This window comes from Rhizobium sp. SRDI943, from assembly GCF_057653695.1.
The window spans coordinates 3,599,856-3,618,903 of sequence record NZ_CM172787.1; the positions used below are offsets into that span (position 1 = coordinate 3,599,856).

Here is a 19,048-nt window from a genome sequence, read left to right on the forward strand (position 1 = left end):
ATCGGCACGCCGCACCGATCCTGCGATTTCAAAAGGATATGCAGCTCGCTAACGGCCCGTCAATAAATCCTGTCACTTGCCCACCGGCCTATCCTGTGGATGAGCGTTTTACACATCGATTTCGTCATTTGTACAATCGCGTGATCAAATGTCAAAAATCGCCGCTTCCCGCCCGGATTTGACCTGCCATTTATTGACTTGCCCGTCCCAACTGCTATGTCTCTGCCGCTTTCACTCGATGGTCTTGGAGGCTCGAGGCCATCCCCCGACACCCGGAACTTGCGGAAAAGCCATGACCTCTCCCGAACAACACGACCGGATGGCGAATGCGATCCGTTTTCTTGCCATGGACGCCGTTGAAAAGGCGAACTCCGGCCACCCGGGCATGCCGATGGGCATGGCCGACGTGGCAACGGTCCTGTTCACCAAATATCTGAAGTTCGATCCGAAGAAGCCGCACTGGCCGAACCGCGATCGCTTCGTGCTGTCGGCCGGCCATGGCTCGATGCTGCTCTATTCGGTGCTGTATCTGACCGGCTATTCTGACATGACGATCGAAGATCTGAAGCAGTTCCGCCAGCTCGGTTCGAAGACCGCCGGCCACCCGGAATACGGTCATGCCACCGGCATCGAAACGACGACCGGTCCGCTCGGCCAGGGCATTGCCAATTCCGTCGGCATGGCGATTGCCGAACGCAAGCTGCGCGAGGAGTTCGGCTCCGATCTCCAGGATCACTATACCTATGCAATCTGCGGCGACGGCTGCCTGATGGAGGGCATCAGCCACGAAGCCATCGCGCTCGCCGGCCACCTGAAGCTCAACAAGCTCGTCCTGTTTTGGGACAACAACTCGATCACCATCGACGGCGCCGTGTCGCTGTCGGATTCCACCGATCAGATCGCCCGCTTCAAGGCCGTACACTGGAACACGATCGAGATCGACGGTCACGATCAGGCCGCGATCGCCGACGCGATCGAAGCTGCTCACAAGTCCGACCGCCCGACCTTCATCGCCTGCAAGACGATCATCGGCTTCGGCGCCCCGAACAAGCAGGGCACCCACAAGGTCCACGGCAACCCGCTCGGCGCCGAAGAAATCGCAGCCACCCGCAAGGCGCTGAACTGGGAAGCCGAAGCCTTCGTCATCCCGTCGGACGTGCTTGATAGCTGGCGTGCTGCCGGCGCCCGCTCCGTCGACCTCGTCAAGAGCTGGGAAGACGGCCTCGCCAAGGCTCCGGCCAGGGCCGAGTTCACCCGCCGCATGGCAGGCGAGCTGCCGGAAGGCTTCGACGCCGCGATCAGCGCATATAAGAAGAAGCTCGCCGAGACCAAGCCGACGGTTGCGACCCGCAAGGCCTCGGAAGACGCGCTCGAGGTCATCAACGGCTTCCTACCGGAAACGCTCGGCGGCTCCGCCGACCTGACGCCGTCGAACAACACCAAGACCAGCCAGATGCATTCGATCACCCCGACCGATTTCGCCGGTCGTTACATGCATTGGGGCATTCGCGAGCATGGCATGGCGTCTGCCATGAACGGCATTGCGCTGCATGGCGGCCTCATCCCCTACAGCGGCGGCTTCCTGATCTTCTCGGATTATTGCCGCCCGCCGATCCGTCTCGCCTCGCTGATGGGCATCCGCGTCATTCACGTCCTGACGCATGACTCGATCGGCGTCGGCGAAGATGGCCCGACGCACCAGCCGGTCGAACAGCTCGCCGGCCTGCGCGCCATCCCGAACCTGATGGTCTTCCGTCCGGCCGACGCCACGGAAACGGCGGAATGCTGGCAGATCGCCATCAAGACGCACAACCGTCCTTCGGGCCTTGCTCTGACGCGCCAGAACCTGCTCGCAGCCCGTACCGAATACAGCGAAAAGAACCTGTGCGAACAGGGTGCCTATGTGCTCGCCGGCAATGCCGACGCCAAGGTGACGATCTTCGCCTCCGGCTCCGAAGTCGAAATCGCCGTTGCAGCCCGTACGGCACTCGAAGCCAAGGGCGTCACCGTCCGCGTCGTATCGGTTCCCTGCACCGAACTGTTCTTCGAGCAGCCGGAAGCCTATCGCAAGGAAATCCTCGGCAACTCGCCAGTCAAGATCGCCGTCGAAGCCGCCGTTCGCGAAGGCTGGGATGCGTTCATCGGACCGGAAGGCACCTTCATCGGCATGAAGAGCTTCGGCGCTTCCGGCCCGGTCAAGGAAGTTTATAAGCATTTCGGCATCACCGCCGACGCCGTCGTTGCAGCCGCGGAAGCAAAGCTTTAATGAGGGCGCCTTGAGGCGCTCTCCATCTCCTCAATTCCAGGCCCTCACTATCGGGCCCTACTCTATCGGGAGTGAATGAACATGACAGTCAAGGTTGCCATCAACGGTTTCGGCCGCATCGGCCGCAACGTCCTTCGCGCCATCGTCGAATCCGGCCGCACCGACATTGAAGTCGTCGCCATCAACGATCTCGGCCCGGTTGAAACCAACGCCCACCTGCTGCGCTATGACTCGATCCACGGCCGGTTCCCGGCAACGGTGAAGGTCGAGGGTGACTCGATCATCGTCGGCAACGGCAAGCCGATCAAGGTCACGGCGATCAAGGATCCGGCCACCCTCCCGCACCGCGAACTCGGCGTCGACATCGCGATGGAATGCACCGGCATCTTCACCGCCCGCGACAAGGCTGCCGCTCACCTGACGGCCGGCGCCAAGCGCGTCATCGTCTCGGCGCCCGCCGACGGCGCTGACCTGACGGTCGTCTTCGGCGTCAACCATGATCAGCTCACCAAGGAGCACTTGGTCATCTCCAACGCGTCCTGCACCACCAACTGCCTGGTGCCGGTTGTGAAGGTTCTCGACGACGCCGTCGGCATTGACCACGGCTTCATGACGACCATCCACTCCTACACCGGCGACCAGCCGACGCTCGACACGATGCACAAGGACCTGTATCGCGCCCGCGCGGCCGCCCTTTCCATGATCCCGACCTCGACGGGTGCAGCCAAGGCAGTCGGCCTCGTTCTGCCGCATCTGAAGGGTAAACTCGACGGCACCTCGATCCGCGTTCCGACTCCGAACGTTTCCGTCGTCGACTTCAAGTTCGTCGCCAAGAAGGCGACCAGCGTTGGTGAAATCAACGAAGCCATCATGGCTGCTGCCAACGGCAAGCTGAAGGGCATCCTCGGCTACACCGACGAGCCGCTCGTCTCCCGTGACTTCAACCACGACAGCCACTCCTCGATCCTCGCGACCGATCAGACCAAGGTCATGGAAGGCAACTTCGTGCGCGTCCTGTCCTGGTACGACAACGAGTGGGGCTTCTCCAGCCGCATGTCCGACACGGCAGTCGCTTTCGCCAAGCTCATCTGAGCGCTCTTGAGGCATCGACATGCTAGCGGCCCGGGAAACCGGGCCGCTTTTTGTTGCCGTGCCTTCCGAACGAAACCAGCTTTCCCCACTCTGGCATCTTTTCGTCCATTGCCCGGATGAGATCTGCTAGAATACGTCACCCTGGACATTCGAAATGCCCAGTTTCCTCGCGCATTGGCCACCGGCCAGGCGCGGCCACGCCAATACCGGGCGGCAGCACTGACGCCCGCATGAAAATGAGAGAGATGGATGGATTACTTTACCGTTGAAATCGCCGGCCGCGCCGTTGCCAGTTTCCGCTCGGAAAATCACGAGGAAGCGACGCATTTCTTCGAGGCGGAAGACTTTCGCGACGATCTGACCGTCCTGGAATCCGAAGGCAAGCCTCTCTGGGACCGCAAAGCGGCCCTGAGCCTGCGCAAGGCGACCACCGAGGAAGCAAGCGAAGTCGAGCATGCCTATGAATTCGACGACGATCCCGAACGGACCATCGAGGACGAGTTCGTCGTTTTCCTGGTCCCGGTCGCGGATCTGACCGACGAGGGCGAGGACACAGAAGACTGACTAACGATCCGCACCGGGTTCGATATGGCGCCGTTCTCAGGACAGGATGGCGGTGCAGTTGAGGCTGCCTCGGGGTTCGAATTCGATCGTCGTCTCTGCACGGATTGGTAATCCGCTGGCCAAGCGTGCTAGATTGAGCAAATACGCAGCGCTGCACAATGGCTAAAGTGAGCCAAGTGGAGGTGATAAATGGCAGAGGCACAAAAACGCTTGTCCCACACCACCCTCAAACGGCGGCAACGGTTTCACCCCAAGCGGGACGTCAGACCTGCCGTGTTGGCAAAGGCCAATCGTCTGGTCATCTGGGTCGCCGCCCTCATTGGCCTCTCGTTTCTCGCCATCGTCATATTTCAGGCAGTGTTGGGATAGCAGAGCAAGGGCCGGCCGCTTCTGGCACAAAACGACAGCCGGCTGCTCTAGCTAGGCGGCCGGCATTTCCTCCCGATATCGAAAAATCTCAGCGTTCATTTCCACGCTCTTCGCATAGGCGCCTGCAATCCATTCTTCCCGTCATTGGACAAGGCAAACGGGCCGCATGAAAGGAGGAGGGTGTCTTATTCTGTTGCCATTCGCAGATACGGGCAGGAAAAATCCGTGCCTGTCTCTTTTGCCCTGCTCTCGCCTGATTTTCCTATACATTCTTTATAGAGAATTTCTCCCGTAGCATTCCGTGTCGGTTGGCCGTCCGGCAGCCGTTCAGCAGCATGAAGCAGCATCGCGACGAGGTTAAGCCGCAAGGCCTACCCTTCTCTGACGTTTTGCCGTTTACTGACGGATCGCAGCGCGTGATGGAGGGGTTGAATAAAGGCGGATCGGCCGGGGGTGGCTGTGTTCGCGAAGCAGTCGATTGAAAGGGGTGGGCATGGAAGCGTTCTATATCGTGGTGCTGGTTTCGACGGCGCTCGTGCTTCTTGCCGCTTTTTCGAGCCTGCTCGCCTTCCGCTTCGGCGCCCCCCTGCTGCTGCTCTTCCTGATGATCGGCCTTGCTGCCGGCGTCGATGGTCTCGGCATCGAGTTCAGCAATAATTATCTCGCCTATATTCTCGGCTCCATCGCCCTGGCCGTGATCCTCTTCGATTCCGGCTTCGGCACGCCGATGCAGGCCTTTCGGCTCGCGGCCGTGCCCTCTCTGGCGCTCGCCTCGGTCGGCGTGCTGATCACCGCCTCGCTCTTTGCCTTCGCCGCCATGTGGCTTTTGAATTTCACCTGGCTGGAAGGCCTGTTGCTCGGCTCGATCGTCGCATCGACCGATGCCGCCGCCGTCTTCTTCCTGCTGCGCATCGGCGGCATCAACATCCGCGACAAGGTGCGCTCGACGCTGGAGGTCGAATCCGGCACCAACGACCCGATGGCGATCTTCCTCACCATCGCCCTCGTCGAGGTGCTGGCGAGCGGCGAGCGTTATGCCGGCATCAATATCGGCATGCTCGCCATGTTCGTGCAGCAGATGGGCCTCGGCGTCATTCTCGGCCTGCTCGGCGGCATGATGATCGTGCTGATCGTCAGCAGGCTCGATACCGATCGCGGCCTGACACCGATCTTTGTGCTGGCGCTCGCTCTTCTCGTCTTTTCCTTCACCGGCGCGGTTGGCGGCAGCGGCTTCCTCGCCGTCTACGTCGCCGGCATCTACGCCGGAAACCGCAAGATGCAGGCGATCGGCACCATCAAGCGCTTCCAGGACGGCATGACCTGGCTGGCGCAGATCATCATGTTCCTGGTGCTCGGCCTGCTCGCCACGCCATCGCAATTTCCTGTCATCATCGTGCCGGCCATCCTGCTCGCCCTCTTCCTGATCTTCGTCGCCCGGCCGTTGGCGATCTGGCTGTCGCTGCTTCCCTTCGATTACACGCAGCAGGAAATCGGCTTCGTTGCCTGGGTCGGCCTGCGCGGCGCCGTCTCCATCCTGCTTGCCATCATGCCGATCCTCGGCGGGCTTGAGAACGGCCAGATCTATTTCAATACCGCCTTCATCATCGTGCTGGTCTCGCTGCTCCTCCAGGGCTGGACAATCAAGCCCGTCGCCAAGAAGCTCGGCCTCATCATTCCGCCGCGCATCGGCGCCGTCGACAAGGTCGAGGTCGACCTGCCGGGCGCGGCCAACCACGAACTGCTCTCCTACCGCGTCATCAAGGATAGCCCGGTACTGCGCGGCGAGCGCATTCCGCGCTGGGCGACCCCGTCGCTCGTCATCCGCGACGGCAAGTCCATGCGCTACCAATATGCCGGGCGGCTGCGCGAGCACGATCTCGTCTATCTCTTCATCGTGCCGAGCTATTCCCGCCTGCTTGACCGGCTCTTCGCCAGCCGGGCGCCTGTCGATGACGACGATGCCGAATTCTTCGGGGCCTTCGCGCTCTCCCCCGCCCGCCCCGCCGCCGATCTCGATGCTGCCTATGGCCCCGGCCTGCTCAACGAATCCGAAAGGGGCCTGACGATCGCCGAATTGATGCGGCAGCGCCTCGGCGGCAAGGCCGACTATGCCGACCGCGTCCGCCTCGGCTCGATCATCCTCATCGTCCGCGATCTCGACGAGCACGATCACATCACCTCCGTCGGCATGTCGCTCGAAGCAGTCGAACCGGCAATTACGCTGCCGATCTTCCTCAATCTCAAGGACATCACCCAGCGCATCCGCGACCGGCTGAATGGACGCCGGAACCGGGAAACCGCAGCCTCCGAAAGCCCCCCGAAACCACCGGCCGGACGCGACGAAGGCACACGCGAAAACGGCCGCTGAACGCCTTGCGTCTCGAATGATCCTTGCTATGTTCGGCGCAACTTTCGCCAACCACGACAGGATCCTCCCCATGCCTTCTTTCAAGACCCTCGACGATCTTTCCGACATCCGCGGCAAGCGCGTTCTCGTCCGCGTCGACCTCAACGTCCCGGTGAAAGACGGCAAGGTCACCGATGTGACGCGCATCGAACGTGTGGCGCCGACCATCCTCGAATTGTCCGAAAAGGGTGCCAAGGTGATCCTGCTGGCCCATTTCGGCCGGCCGAAGGATGGCCCGTCGCCGGATCTGTCGCTGTCGCTGATCGCCCCTTCCGTCGAGGAAGTGCTTGATCATGCCGTGCTGACGGCCTCCGACTGCATCGGCGAAGCCGCCGCCTCCGCCGTTGCCGCGATGAATGACGGCGATATTCTGCTTTTGGAAAACACCCGCTTCCACAAGGGCGAGGAAAACAACGACTCCAACTTCACCAAGACGCTTGCCGCCAACGGCGATATCTACGTCAACGACGCCTTTTCGGCCGCCCACCGCGCCCATGCCTCGACCGAAGGCCTTGCCCACCACCTGCCGGCCTATGCCGGCCGCACCATGCAGGCCGAGCTGGAGGCGCTGGAAAAGGGCCTCGGCGAACCGGCTCGCCCTGTTGTTGCGATCGTCGGCGGCGCCAAGGTCTCCACCAAGATCGACCTGTTGATGAACCTCGTGAAGAAGGTCGATGCGCTCGTTATCGGTGGTGGCATGGCCAATACCTTCATCGCCGCCCGCGGCACCAATGTCGGCAAGTCGCTCTGCGAACATGATCTCGCCGAAACCGCCAAGCAGATCATGATCGAGGCCGCCACCGCCGGCTGCGCCATCATCCTGCCCGAGGATGGCGTGATTGCCCGCGAGTTCAAGGCGGGCGCCGCCAACGAGACTGTCGATATCAACGCCATTCCCGCCGATGCCATGGTGCTCGATGTCGGCCCGAAATCCATCGAGGCCATCAACGCCTGGATCGAGCGTGCCGCAACCCTGGTCTGGAACGGCCCGCTCGGCGCCTTCGAGATCGAACCCTTCGATGCCGCAACGGTCGCTGCTGCGAAATACGCCGCTGGGCGCACGGTAGCCGGCAAGCTCACCTCCGTTGCCGGCGGTGGCGACACCGTCTCGGCGCTCAACCATGCCGGCGTTGCCGACGATTTCACCTACGTCTCGACCGCCGGCGGCGCCTTCCTCGAATGGATGGAAGGCAAAGAGCTTCCCGGTGTCGCCGTCCTCAACGCTGCTAGATAGTTGCCAAGATTGATTTCGCAGATTTTACATGTGGATAGACCGTGGAAGAAAAAACAGCTTCCGCGGTCTTTTGCTCAGAGGACGAAAAAAATCCCAACTTTCAAACGATTGAATTGAATTCAATCGTTTCAATGACTTAGCCGTCCATTTTCCTCCCTATAAACTTCTGTTATCCGCGTTCTATATTCCTGAAGTGCCGATATTTATTGTTGTGGAGAGAACGAAATGAGCGAACGACTGGAAGACATTGCAGTGCAGATGGTTACGGGCGGCCGGGGGCTGCTCGCCGCCGATGAATCGACCTCCACCATCAAGAAGCGTTTCGACGCGATCAATCTCGAATCGACCGAAACCAGCCGGCGCGACTATCGCGAAATGCTCTTCCGCTCCGACGAGGCGATGAAGAAATATATCTCCGGCGTCATCCTCTTCGAGGAGACGCTGTTCCAGAAGGCGGCGGACGGTACGCCCTTCGTCGATATCATCCGCGCCGCCGGCGCCATTCCCGGCATCAAGGTCGATACCGGCGCCAAGCCGATGGCCAAATATCCGGCTGAAACCATCACTGAGGGCCTCGACGGTCTCGGCGAGCGCCTTGCCAGATATTATGAAGCCGGCGCCCGCTTCGCCAAGTGGCGCGGCGTCATCGCCATCTCGTCAACCTTGCCGACCCGCGGCTCCGTCCGCGCCAACGCTCAGGCGCTTGCTCGTTATGCCGCACTTTGCCAAGAGGCCGGGATCGTTCCGATCGTCGAGCCGGAATGCCTGATGGACGGCAAACCGGGCGACCACAATATCGACCGCTGCGCCGAAGTGACCGAATCCACGCTGCGCATCGTCTTCGAAGAACTGGCCGATGCCCGCGTCAACCTCGAAGGCATGATCCTGAAGCCGAACATGGTGATCGACGGCAAGAACGCCCGCAAGGCCTCGGTCGCGGAAGTTGCCGAGCGCACCGTCAAGGTGCTGAAGGCGACCGTTCCGCCCGCTGTTCCGGGCATCGCCTTCCTATCCGGCGGCCAGACGACCGAAGAAGCGACAGCCCATCTTTCGGCGATCAATGCCAGCGGCGACCTGCCCTGGTTCGTCACCTTCTCCTACGGCCGCGCCCTGCAGGACAGCGCGCTCAAGGCCTGGAACGGCAAGCAGGAAAACGTCGCTGCCGGCCAGCGCGAATTCACCCACCGCGCCGAGATGAACAGCCTCGCCGCCAAGGGCAACTGGAAGAAGGACCTGGAAAAGGCCGCCTGAGTTTTTGGAGCCTTGAACGTTGGGCAGGGAGCGGCGAACGCAGCTTCCTGCCCTCTCCGCCGTTTCTTTTCCTCCGATTGTCACGGCGACAAGAAACCGCTTCGTTCCCTCGAAAACCGTGACTACTCATAGCGCCCTGTCACAACAGGAGCCGCCATGAACACCCTCTCCTACGTCACCGTCGATGTCTTCACCTCCACCCGCTTCGAGGGCAATCCGCTTGCCGTCATTTCCGATGCGCGCGGTCTGAGCGACGCGGCGATGCAAAAGATCGCCACCGAGTTCAATTATTCCGAAGTCACCTTCGTCCTGCCGCCGGAAGACCCGCAAAATTCCGCCCGCGTGCGCATCTTCACCCCGACGATGGAAATACCCTTTGCCGGCCATCCGAATGTCGGCACAGCCTATGTGATCGGCCAACAGGCGGAGATCTTCGGCAAGCCAGTCGGCGATACGCTGCGTTTCGAGGAAAAGGCCGGCATCGTCGAAGTCAGCCTGAAACGCGAGGGCGGAAGGGTTGCTGCTGCCGCCATCCGCGCGCCGCAGCCGCTGACGATCGGCGACACCATAGCCGCGGAAACCGTCGCCGGCTGTGTCTCGCTCGACCCCGGCGCCATCGTCAACACCACCCATGCACCGGTCTTTGTCTCGGTCGGGCTGAACTTCGCCGTCGCCGAGTTGAACGGGCTTGGAGCGCTGGCCGCCGCCCGCCCCAACCTTGCCGGGTTTCAGGCAGCTGCCGGCCGCCAGACGACCAGCGGCCACGACTTCTCGCTCTTCGTCTACGTGAGGACAGCCGAAAATCCATGGAGTATTCGCGCCCGCATGTTCGCGCCACTCGATAACGTGCCCGAAGATCCGGCAACGGGCAGCGCGTCAGCTGCGCTTGGCGCCTATCTCGTCTCGCTTGCGCCGGAGGCCGACATGAACGCCCGCATCACCATTGAACAGGGCGTCGAAATGGGCCGCCGCAGCGTCATCACTCTTGATGTCGCGAAATCCGACGGCACCGTCACCGATGTGGTCATCTCGGGAGGCTGCGTTTCCGTCATGCGCGGAGAAATCAGTTTGCAGGACTGACGGTCGCAGGTCGGCCGTAATCCCCGGGTTACATATAATCCAAGGATTACATCAGGAAATCGCGCGAAAGCAGAGCCACTGCCCACACCGCGAAAGCGATCAGCGCGAGCTTCCAGAAATCCATCCGCCGCCTTAGGCCGGGAAGCCCGAGCGGCTTGATCACCTGTATCGCCATGGCAAGGATGAGCAGCAAGGCTATCAGCTTTGTCATGCTTTATTTTTTCCGTTTTTCGGAATGTCACAGGACGGACATTTTTCCGCGCGAACAAGAGGATCTCGACACGCCGTAAAGATATTCCGGGGCACAATCAATCATCTTGAGGCTGGGCTGAGGCAGGTCTTGCCTTATGTCCATTGCAAATCGCTAAGACCGAGTCTGGGGAAATGAAGAGAAATCTGCTGTCCGTCGCCGCGTTGCTCTTTGGCACGCTCTTCCTTTTCATGGGCAACGGCCTGCAGGGCATCCTGCTCCCCGTCCGCGGCAATCTCGAAGGCTACGCAACGACGACGCTCGGCCTGCTCGGCACCTCATGGGCCGGGGGCTTCGTCATCGGTTGCCTGGTTGCGCCGAAGATCGTGCGCCGCGTCGGCCATGTGCGTGCCTTTTCGGGCTTCATCTCGATCATCGCCATCATCGCGCTGGTCAGCGGTATCATCATCGATCCGGTCTGGTGGGTGGTCCTGCGCGCCGTCACCGGCTTCTCCACTGCCGGTACGTCGATGATCATCGAAAGCTGGCTGAACGAGCGCGCCAGCAACGAGAGCCGCGGCATGATCTTCTCGCTCTATATCGGCATCACACTACTTGGCGTCGTCGGCGGCCAGATGATGATCCCGCTCGAGGATGTGCGCACGCCGGTTCTGTTCATGATCTGCGGCATCTTCTATTGCATCGCCATGCTGCCGACGACGCTGTCGACCGCTGCTTCGCCGCAGCCGCTGAAGGCGGTGCGCCTCGACCTGCCGGCGCTCTATCGCAACTCGCCGGTCTCCTGCCTCGGCATCCTGCTCGTCGGCATCGCCAACGGCGCCTACGGCACGCTCGGCGCCGTCTTCGGCGCCGGCGCCGGCCTGTCCGACACCAACATCGCCGTCATGATGAGCGCCACCATCTTCGCCGGGGCGGTGATGCAGCTGCCGGCCGGCCGGCTTTCCGACCGCATCGACCGGCGCTACGTGCTCGCCGCCATGTCGGGGATCGCCGCCCTTGCCGGCTTGCTGATCTTTCTGCTCCACCCGACGTCCCCCGCCTTGCTGATCGGGCTTGTGGTCCTCTACGGCGCGGTGGCGAATACGCTCTATCCGATCGCCGTCGCCCACGCGAACGACTTCGCGGCCTCGGAGGATTTCGTCAAGGTCTCCGGCGGCTTGCTGCTGCTTTACGGCATCGGCACGATGATCGGCCCGACGCTCAGCGGTCCCGTCATGTCGGCGATCACCCCGCATGCGCTTTTCCTCGTCACCGCCATCGCCCATGTGCTGATCACCGTTTACGCCATCATCAGGAGCCGCATCCGCGCCGCCGTGCCGGCCAGCGACCGCGACGCCTACACGACGATCCCGACCGGCACCTCGCAGATGCTGACACCGCAAAGCATGTCGCTTGCCGATCGCGGCGCCGGCAAACCTCCCGAAACGGAAAAGTCTCCCGAAAGCGGCGATCCTGCTGTAAAGTTCGGCTAGAACAATTCCAGCAAAAGTGCGCAGCGAACGGAGGACGAACCATGAGCTTCATCGATGACGAGCGGCCGCAGAAGAAAGTCGCCCATGAGATCGGCGCGGATCTCTCCATGCTTTCGGTCGACGAATTGAAGGGGCGGGTGGAATTGCTGAAGACGGAGATCGCACGCCTCGAGGCCGAGGCCGGTCGCAAGGCCTCCGGGCGGCAGGCAGCGGAAAGCTTCTTCCGCTCGTGATCCGCTAAAAACCCCGAAATACAAGGCTATGGGCGGATAAAACAGCTAGCCCCAAGTCTTAATTCAGCACAATGTTAATAAAATATTAAGCTTTATAAGGTATTACTATATTCATCCGGATTTCCTCTGGATCTCAGACAGTTTCCCAAGCGGTGAATTGGTCTGATTTTTCTCCCTGTTTTACCTTGAGAGCCGCGTTTGCGGCTCTTCTTTTTCCTATGGCCGGCGCACTTCCACGAAACTGTGGAGATTAACCCTTTCTTAAGAAACGGCTTGCGCATTTGGGCTAATGATACCATCTTAAAGTCATAAAGACCGGGCCTGGAAACTTTTCCGTCGGTGCCGGCGTTACCTGAATATATGTAGCTGCGTGCGAACAGGGACTATTGCGATGTCGGAAGTTGGATTGAACACGATCAGTTTTGCAGGCCGCGCCGCTGCATCCTCGCAGTTCAAGGCACTTTACGCGGAAGGCATGTCGCTGGTCGAAGAGACTGCCGCCTATCTCGACGGCCAGGGCCGTGCCGCCTCCAAGGTTCTGCCGCGTATGGCCTCGGTTCTCTACGCCGCGGAATCGATGCGTCTCACCACCCGCCTGATGCAGATGGCTTCCTGGCTGCTGTTGCAGCGTGCCGTCAACAATGGCGAAATGTCCCGTGACCAGGTGCTGGCCGAAAAGAACAAGGTTCGCCTCGACGGCTTCAACGTCGACCGCGCCGCGCCCGGCTGGGGTGATCTGCCCGAATCCTTCCGCGACCTCGTCGAACGCTCGCTGCGTCTGCAGAACCGCATTGCCTTGCTCGACCGCGAGATCTACCGCCCGTCCGAAGCAGTGATCGTTCATGATAATCAGAACAGCGTCCAGGCCCAGCTTTCCCTGCTGCAGACCGCCTTCGGCAACAACTGACCGGATCCGGAAGAATTCGATATAAACCGGCTGCGTCTTACGCGGCCGGTTTTTTGTTTTCCGCTGAACACCGGCATTCCTGAAGCATCCTTTGCGCGTACAAAAAAGACGCGCGGCGCTGTGAGCCATTGCGAACGCAAAAAAGCCCGGCGAAACCGGGCTCTCTTCGAATTCCGTCGAGCAGAAGCGATTAGAGGCCGAGGCCGCCGAAACGCTTGTTGAACTTGGAAACGCGGCCACCGCGGTCCATGAGCTGCTGGTTGCCGCCGGTCCAGGCCGGATGCGACTTGGAATCGATTTCGAGGTTCATGACAGCGCCTTCCGAACCCCAGGTCGAGCGGGTTTCGTACTCAGTGCCATCGGTCATGACCACCTTGATCATGTGATATTCGGGATGGATGCCTGCCTTCATAACAATCTTCCTGCGATACCGGAGTTCAATTTGCCGCATGCAGTTGCGGCCAACGAACCGATTGAATAAATGAAGCCGCAGTCGGATGGCTACGGCTTCCCATTAGGATGCGGTGCCTATACATGAAGGACGCCTAGATAACAAGAGCCAACAGGCCGCATTGCGCGGGTCCTGCGGGCGATCGGAGACGATTTGGCAGAGCAGGCACGGGCTGAGGAAAACAAGAAGCGATCGCTGCGACCGCTCGGCAGGCTGACACCCTATGTCATGCGTTACCGCGGCCTGGTGGCCGGTGCGCTGATGTCGCTGGCGCTTGCCGCCATCACCTCGCTGGCGCTGCCGCTCGCCGTGCGCCGCATGATCGATCACGGCTTCACCCAGTCGGACGGCCGCTTCATCAACAGCTACTTCGCCATGCTGATGGTCATGGCCATCGTGCTCGCGGTCGCCAGCGCGCTGCGCTATTATTTCGTCATCACCATCGGCGAGCGCATTGTCGCCGATCTTCGCCGTGACGTCTTTGCCCATGTGACGCGGCTGTCGCCCTCCTTCTTCGACGTCAACCAGTCCGGAGAGATCGTCTCGCGGCTGACCGCCGATACGACGCAGATCAAGTCCGCCGTCGGCGCCACCGCCTCGGTGGCGCTGAGGAACCTCATCCTCTGTATCGGCGCCATGGGCATGATGATCGTCACCTCGCCGAAGCTTTCGAGCCTCGTCATTGGAGCGATCCCGCTGATCGTCTTCCCGCTCGTCGCCTTCGGCCGCTCGGTGCGCAAACGCTCACGCGCCGCCCAGGATACGCTCGCCGACGCCTCTGCCTTCGCCAACGAGACGATCGCCGCGACCCGCACCGTCCAGGCCTTCAACGGCGAAGACGCCGCGGCAACGCGTTACGGCACCGCCGTCGAATCCGCCTATGAGGCTGCCCGCGCCGCCATTCGCTCGCGCGCGCTGCTGACCGGGATCGCCATCACGCTGATCTTCGGCAGTGTCGTCGCCGTGCTCTGGGTCGGCGCCCATAGCGTGCTTGCCGGCACGCTTTCGGCCGGCACGCTCGGCCAGTTTCTGCTCTATGCCGTCATCTCCGCCGGTTCGCTGGGCGCACTGTCGGAGGTCTGGGGCGAACTTTCGCAGGCAGCCGGCGCCGCAGACCGGCTGACCGAGCTTCTCGACGAGGTTTCGCCGATCACAGCCCCCGCCAGCCCTGAGCCGCTTCCGTCGCCCAGCCGCGGCCGCGTCGAATTCTCAGGCGTGCATTTTGCGTATCCTTCGCGCCCCGGCAAATCGGCGCTGCATGGCTTAAGCTTCGCGATCACGCCAGGTGAGACCGTCGCCATCGTCGGTCCTTCCGGTGCCGGCAAGAGCACCGTCTTTTCGCTGCTGCTGCGCTTCTACGATCCGCAGCAGGGCAGCGTGAAGATCGATGGTGTCGACGCGCAGCTGACGACGCCCGACGAGCTGCGCCAGCGCATCGCCATCGTGCCGCAGGACGTCACCATCTTTGCCGCCTCGATCCATGACAACATCGCCTTCGGCCGTCCCGGCGCCTCGCGTGACGAGGTCCGCGCCGCAGCCCTTGCCGCGCAGGCCGACGAATTCATCGCCCGGCTGGACCAGGGCTACGAGACCGAGGTCGGCGAACGCGGCATCACGCTCTCCGGCGGCCAGCGCCAGCGCATCGCCATCGCCCGCGCCATCCTGAAGAACGCGCCGGTGCTGCTGCTCGACGAGGCGACCTCGGCGCTTGACGCCGAAAGCGAGACGCTGGTGCAGAAGGCGCTCGACGGCCTGGTGGACGGCCGCACGACGCTCGTCATCGCCCATCGCTTGGCAACCGTGCTGAAGGCCGACCGCATTCTCGTCATGGATCAGGGCCGGGTCGTCGAAGAGGGCACGCATCAGAGCCTGATCCGTCACGGCGGCATCTATGCGCGGCTGGCGCGGCTGCAATTCGACGCCGCCAATGAGGATGTGCTCGCCGCCGCGAAATAGCCGGCGCGCACTTCTCCCGCCAACAGCGACTAAAGTCTGAACCCGCCACGCCTCTCTGCGGTTGTCTTTCGCGCGTCCTGCCCTAACCTCTTCATTCCCCGGGGTGGGGATATTGCTGCTGAAATCCTTGGGAGGAGATAGGAATGGCGCTTTCCGATATGACGCGACGTACGGGCCTTGCGCTCGGTTTCGGTGTGCTTGCGGCCCTTGCCGTCAGCGCGTCTGCCACTGCTGCGGATTTTCCCGATCGGACGATCACCATGGTCGTGCCCTTCGCGGCCGGCGGCTCGACCGATGTCGTCGCCCGCATCGTCGCGCAGAAGATGTCGGAGGATCTCGGCCAGCAGGTGATCGTCCAGAACGTCGCCGGCGCCGGCGGCAATCTCGGCGCCGGTAACGTCGCCCGCGCCGAACCGGATGGCTACACCATCCTGATGGGCACGGTCGCGACCCACGCCCTCAATCCGCTGATCCTGAAATCGACGCCATATGATGCCGAAAAGGATTTCGCACCGATCTCGCTGCTCGTCGTCGTGCCGAACGTGCTGGTCGTCAATCCGGAACTGCCTGCAAAGACCGTGCAGGAACTCGTCGCGCTACTGAAGGCCGAGCCAGACAAATACAGCTACGCCTCATCGGGCAACGGCACGCCGTTGCATCTTTCCGGCGAACTCTTCAAGTCCATGGCCGGCGTCAGCATGCAACACATCCCCTATAAGGGCGCCGGTCCGGCATTGAACGACGTCATCGGCAACCAGGTGCCGATCATGTTCGACAACCTGCCCTCCTCGTCGAGCCACATCAAGGCCGGCACTCTGCGGGCGCTGGCGGTGACCACGGCCGAGCGTGCGCCGTCCTTCCCCGACGTACCGACCGTCGCCGAGTCAGGCATTCCAGGTTACGAGACCTATACCTGGAACGCGCTTTTCGCCCCGGCCAAGACGCCGAACGAAGTGGTGATGCGCCTCAACGCCTCGGCTAAAAAGGCTCTCGCCGACCCAGCTGTCGCTGAACGCATGAAGGAATTCAGCGCCACCATCGTCGGCTCGACGCCGGAAGAACTCGCCGCCCATGTGAAGGCCGAACTCGCCAAATGGGGACCGGTCGTCAAGGGCGCCAACATCCAGATGGAGTGATGCCGAGCATGATGCCGAAAAGTGTGAGCGGCTTTCGGATGACATCATGCTCTATTCTTTAAATGAGAACAGGATTCAGATTTTAGGCCGACCCGGGCTGAAATCATCCTGTTCTCGGCATAGGCGCTGGCGCCCCCTCATTCGCTTGCGTCCAATGGAAACGGTGACAATTGGACGCTAAGCAACCCAATCCTGATTAAGGCAGTGGAAAAGCTCGCCATTTTGATCTAGCCTCCGCTAAGCTGATGGTTGCAATTCAGCGTTTTGGGATTTCGGGAGACATCTATGTATAAATTCGAAGTCTATAAGGATAAGGCCGGCGAGTTCCGCTTCCGCTTCAAAGCATCGAACGGGGAAGCTATGTTCTCGTCAGAGGGCTACAAGGCGAAGGCGTCCGCCATGAGTGCAATCGAATCCATCAAGAAGAACACGCCAAGTGCCGAAATCGTCGATCAGACGAAGGCCGAATCCTGAGCAGACCGGCAGCGGCGGCATGATTGCCGCCCTGCCCTTTCGCGCCCGTAAGCAGCGCCGGCGCCCTTGAGCTCGGCTCGCTTGCTTGCGATTTCGGGCGCCATTTTTCTTTTTAGCATATTTTTTTGAAAGCCATGTCGAAACGACCGGTGGCCGCGCCTCATTGTTTCGGAACGGCCGCGCCGCTCCGCCGGGCTTCACGGCTTTCGGGATCTCGATCCCCGACATCGGGATGCCCGGATCAACGTCAGCAACGAGATCAGGAGTTTTCCATGCAATATGCTCTCATCATTCGCGAAGCCGCCGAGGATTTCGCTCGCCGCGGCGATCCCGTCTATCGCGACGGCTGGGTCGCCTACAGCCAGGCGCTCGCCCAGGCAGGAATCATGACCGGCGGCGCCGGACTGACAGGCCCGGAGACCGGCACGATCGTGCGCCGCAAAGGCGGGGACCATGATGTTCAGGACGGTCCCTATCCGGAAGGTAAGGAACAGCTCGGCGGCTTCTATCTGATCGACGTCCCCGACATGGACACCGCGCTCGAATGGGCGACCCGCGTTCCGATCTCCGACAAGGGTTCGGTCGAGGTGCGCCCGCGCCTGCAGATGTGAGGCGGCAATGCAGCCCGATGCCGGACGCGCTGCCGAAAAGGTGGCGCGTCAGTCGTACGGCAAGCTGATCGCCTTCCTCGCCGCCCGCTCGCGTGACGTGCCGGCGGCAGAGGATGCATTGTCGGAAGCGTTGGCTTCGGCCCTTCGCGTCTGGCCGGAGCGCGGCGTTCCCGGCAATCCGGAAGCCTGGCTGCTGGTGGCTGCCCGCCGCAACCTCATGCAGGCGGCCCGCCACCGCACCGTCGAGGCCAATGCGCAAACGACGATATCGGTCGCCTTCGAGGAGGCGGAGGAACGCATGAACGCGGCCGGCAGCGCCGTCTTTCCCGATGAGCGGCTGAAGCTGCTCTTCGCCTGCACCCATCCCGCCATCGACAGCTCCGTGCATACGGCGCTGATGCTGCAGACAGTTCTCGGCATCGAGGCAAAGACCATCGCCCGATCGTTCGTCGTTTCACCCGAGGCGATGGGCCAGCGGCTGGTGCGGGCCAAGCTGAAGATCCGCGATGCCGGCATTCCCTTCGCCGTTCCGCCTCGCCCCGCGTTGCCGGGCCGGTTGGCGGCGGTGCTTTCGGCGATCTACGCGGCTTACGGTCTTGGCTGGGACGGTCTTGACGGAGAGAACGAACGCCATTCGCTCGCCGGCGAGGCGATCTGGCTCGGCCGCGCGCTACTGGCGGTACTGCCGGACGAACCCGAAGCTGTCGGCCTGCTCTCGCTGATGCTTCACTGCGAAGCCCGCCGCAGCGCCCGGCGCGACGGTAGCGGCCGATATGTGCCGCTGGACGAGCAGGATACGGCCGCGTGGAACGCGATCATGATTGCCGAGGCGGATGCGCTGCTGCGCAAGGCCGGCAGCTTCGACCGTTTCGGCCCCTTCCAATGCCAGGCAGCGATCCAGTCCGTGCATGCAGCGCGCCGGCTATCGGGAACGACCGACTGGCAGGCGCTGACGACACTCTACGCGGCGCTGGTGATGATGAAGCCGACGGTGGGTGCGCGCGTCAGCCAAGCTGCGGTGATCGGCAGGGCCTTCAGCGCCGATGCCGGCCTGGAGCGGCTCGACAAACTCGATCCGCGCGACGTGGCAGCCTATCAGCCTTACTGGGCCGTGCGTGCCTATCTTCAGGCGCAGGCCGGCGACAATGCCGCCGCAGCCGACGCCTATATGACGGCGATCGGCCTCAGCGACAGCCCCGCCGTGCGCGACTTTCTCGCCGGCCGGTTAAAGGGTGTGCAGCGGCAATGTCAGCCCCCTGCATAACTCCTTAAATCGGAATCGATTTAAGGAGTTATGCAGCCATTCAAAGTGTTTCGGCGTCCTTTGTGCGTCT

At 61.8% G+C, this 19,048-nt stretch carries 18 protein-coding genes; 16 read left to right on the forward strand and 2 right to left on the reverse strand.

The genetic code is table 11. The annotated features are described in order from the left end of the window. Positions 1-292 precede the first annotated feature (292 nt). The 8 genes from tkt (at position 293) to AC245Y_RS18345 (ending at position 10,263) form a co-directional block, all read left to right on the forward strand. On the forward strand, positions 293-2,266 hold the full coding sequence (gene tkt, locus AC245Y_RS18310) for a transketolase (protein ID WP_017995105.1): 1,974 nt from the start codon (positions 293-295) through the stop codon (positions 2,264-2,266). An 81-nt stretch (positions 2,267-2,347) separates the two neighbouring features. Beyond that, positions 2,348-3,358 (forward strand): type I glyceraldehyde-3-phosphate dehydrogenase, encoded by a 1,011-nt coding sequence (gene gap, locus AC245Y_RS18315; protein WP_012758881.1) that lies wholly within the window; start codon positions 2,348-2,350, stop codon positions 3,356-3,358. Between the two features lie 249 nt (positions 3,359-3,607). Next, positions 3,608-3,922, forward strand: coding sequence for a hypothetical protein (locus AC245Y_RS18320; protein ID WP_003552580.1), 315 nt, complete (start codon positions 3,608-3,610; stop codon positions 3,920-3,922). Between the two features lie 189 nt (positions 3,923-4,111). Then, positions 4,112-4,291, forward strand: a complete 180-nt coding sequence (locus AC245Y_RS18325; protein ID WP_012758883.1) for a hypothetical protein — start codon at positions 4,112-4,114, stop codon at positions 4,289-4,291. A 493-nt stretch (positions 4,292-4,784) separates the two neighbouring features. Then, a complete protein-coding gene (locus AC245Y_RS18330) occupies positions 4,785-6,659 on the forward strand; it encodes a potassium/proton antiporter (RefSeq protein WP_012758884.1) in 1,875 nt (624 codons plus the stop codon). Positions 6,660-6,729: 70 nt separating this feature from the next. Further along, on the forward strand, positions 6,730-7,932 hold the full coding sequence (locus AC245Y_RS18335) for a phosphoglycerate kinase (protein WP_012758885.1): 1,203 nt from the start codon (positions 6,730-6,732) through the stop codon (positions 7,930-7,932). Between the two features lie 225 nt (positions 7,933-8,157). Continuing rightward, positions 8,158-9,183: a class I fructose-bisphosphate aldolase gene (locus tag AC245Y_RS18340; protein ID WP_012758886.1), complete on the forward strand. Its 1,026-nt coding sequence runs from the start codon at positions 8,158-8,160 to the stop codon at positions 9,181-9,183. 156 nt (positions 9,184-9,339) lie between these two features. Continuing rightward, positions 9,340-10,263 (forward strand): PhzF family phenazine biosynthesis protein, encoded by a 924-nt coding sequence (locus tag AC245Y_RS18345; RefSeq protein WP_017995109.1) that lies wholly within the window; start codon positions 9,340-9,342, stop codon positions 10,261-10,263. 46 nt (positions 10,264-10,309) lie between these two features. Here the strand turns inward: AC245Y_RS18345 and AC245Y_RS18350 are convergent, their stop codons facing one another. Next, the gene (locus AC245Y_RS18350) at positions 10,310-10,474 is read right to left on the reverse strand and encodes a hypothetical protein (protein ID WP_003542801.1); all 165 of its coding nucleotides are present in this window, start codon (positions 10,472-10,474) and stop codon (positions 10,310-10,312) included. A 173-nt stretch (positions 10,475-10,647) separates the two neighbouring features. Between AC245Y_RS18350 and AC245Y_RS18355 the strand changes: the two genes are divergently transcribed. From AC245Y_RS18355 to rcdA, 3 genes are all read left to right on the forward strand, one after another. Then, positions 10,648-11,946, forward strand: coding sequence for an MFS transporter (locus tag AC245Y_RS18355; protein ID WP_012758888.1), 1,299 nt, complete (start codon positions 10,648-10,650; stop codon positions 11,944-11,946). Positions 11,947-11,987: 41 nt separating this feature from the next. Further along, entirely contained in the window at positions 11,988-12,179 is a 192-nt protein-coding gene (locus AC245Y_RS18360) for a DUF1192 domain-containing protein (RefSeq protein WP_012758889.1), read from the forward strand. Positions 12,180-12,570: 391 nt separating this feature from the next. After that, positions 12,571-13,086 (forward strand): protease adaptor protein RcdA, encoded by a 516-nt coding sequence (gene rcdA / locus AC245Y_RS18365; RefSeq protein WP_003542804.1) that lies wholly within the window; start codon positions 12,571-12,573, stop codon positions 13,084-13,086. A 190-nt stretch (positions 13,087-13,276) separates the two neighbouring features. Here rcdA and rpmE read toward each other — a convergent pair whose 3' ends face one another. Further along, positions 13,277-13,498, reverse strand: coding sequence for a 50S ribosomal protein L31 (gene rpmE / locus AC245Y_RS18370; protein ID WP_003542805.1), 222 nt, complete (start codon positions 13,496-13,498; stop codon positions 13,277-13,279). 192 nt (positions 13,499-13,690) lie between these two features. Between rpmE and AC245Y_RS18375 the strand changes: the two genes are divergently transcribed. From AC245Y_RS18375 to AC245Y_RS18395, 5 genes are all read left to right on the forward strand, one after another. Continuing rightward, the gene (locus AC245Y_RS18375; RefSeq protein ID WP_017995110.1) at positions 13,691-15,493 is read left to right on the forward strand and encodes an ABC transporter transmembrane domain-containing protein; all 1,803 of its coding nucleotides are present in this window, start codon (positions 13,691-13,693) and stop codon (positions 15,491-15,493) included. Positions 15,494-15,636: 143 nt separating this feature from the next. After that, on the forward strand, positions 15,637-16,629 hold the full coding sequence (locus tag AC245Y_RS18380; protein ID WP_017995111.1) for a Bug family tripartite tricarboxylate transporter substrate binding protein: 993 nt from the start codon (positions 15,637-15,639) through the stop codon (positions 16,627-16,629). Between the two features lie 285 nt (positions 16,630-16,914). Next, complete coding sequence (locus tag AC245Y_RS18385) at positions 16,915-17,103, forward strand: YegP family protein (RefSeq protein WP_003552601.1); 189 nt, start codon at positions 16,915-16,917, stop codon at positions 17,101-17,103. A 272-nt stretch (positions 17,104-17,375) separates the two neighbouring features. Further along, positions 17,376-17,714 (forward strand): YciI family protein, encoded by a 339-nt coding sequence (locus AC245Y_RS18390; RefSeq protein ID WP_017995112.1) that lies wholly within the window; start codon positions 17,376-17,378, stop codon positions 17,712-17,714. 7 nt (positions 17,715-17,721) lie between these two features. Next, a complete protein-coding gene (locus AC245Y_RS18395) occupies positions 17,722-18,978 on the forward strand; it encodes an RNA polymerase sigma factor (RefSeq protein ID WP_017995113.1) in 1,257 nt (418 codons plus the stop codon). Positions 18,979-19,048: the final 70 nt, after the last annotated feature.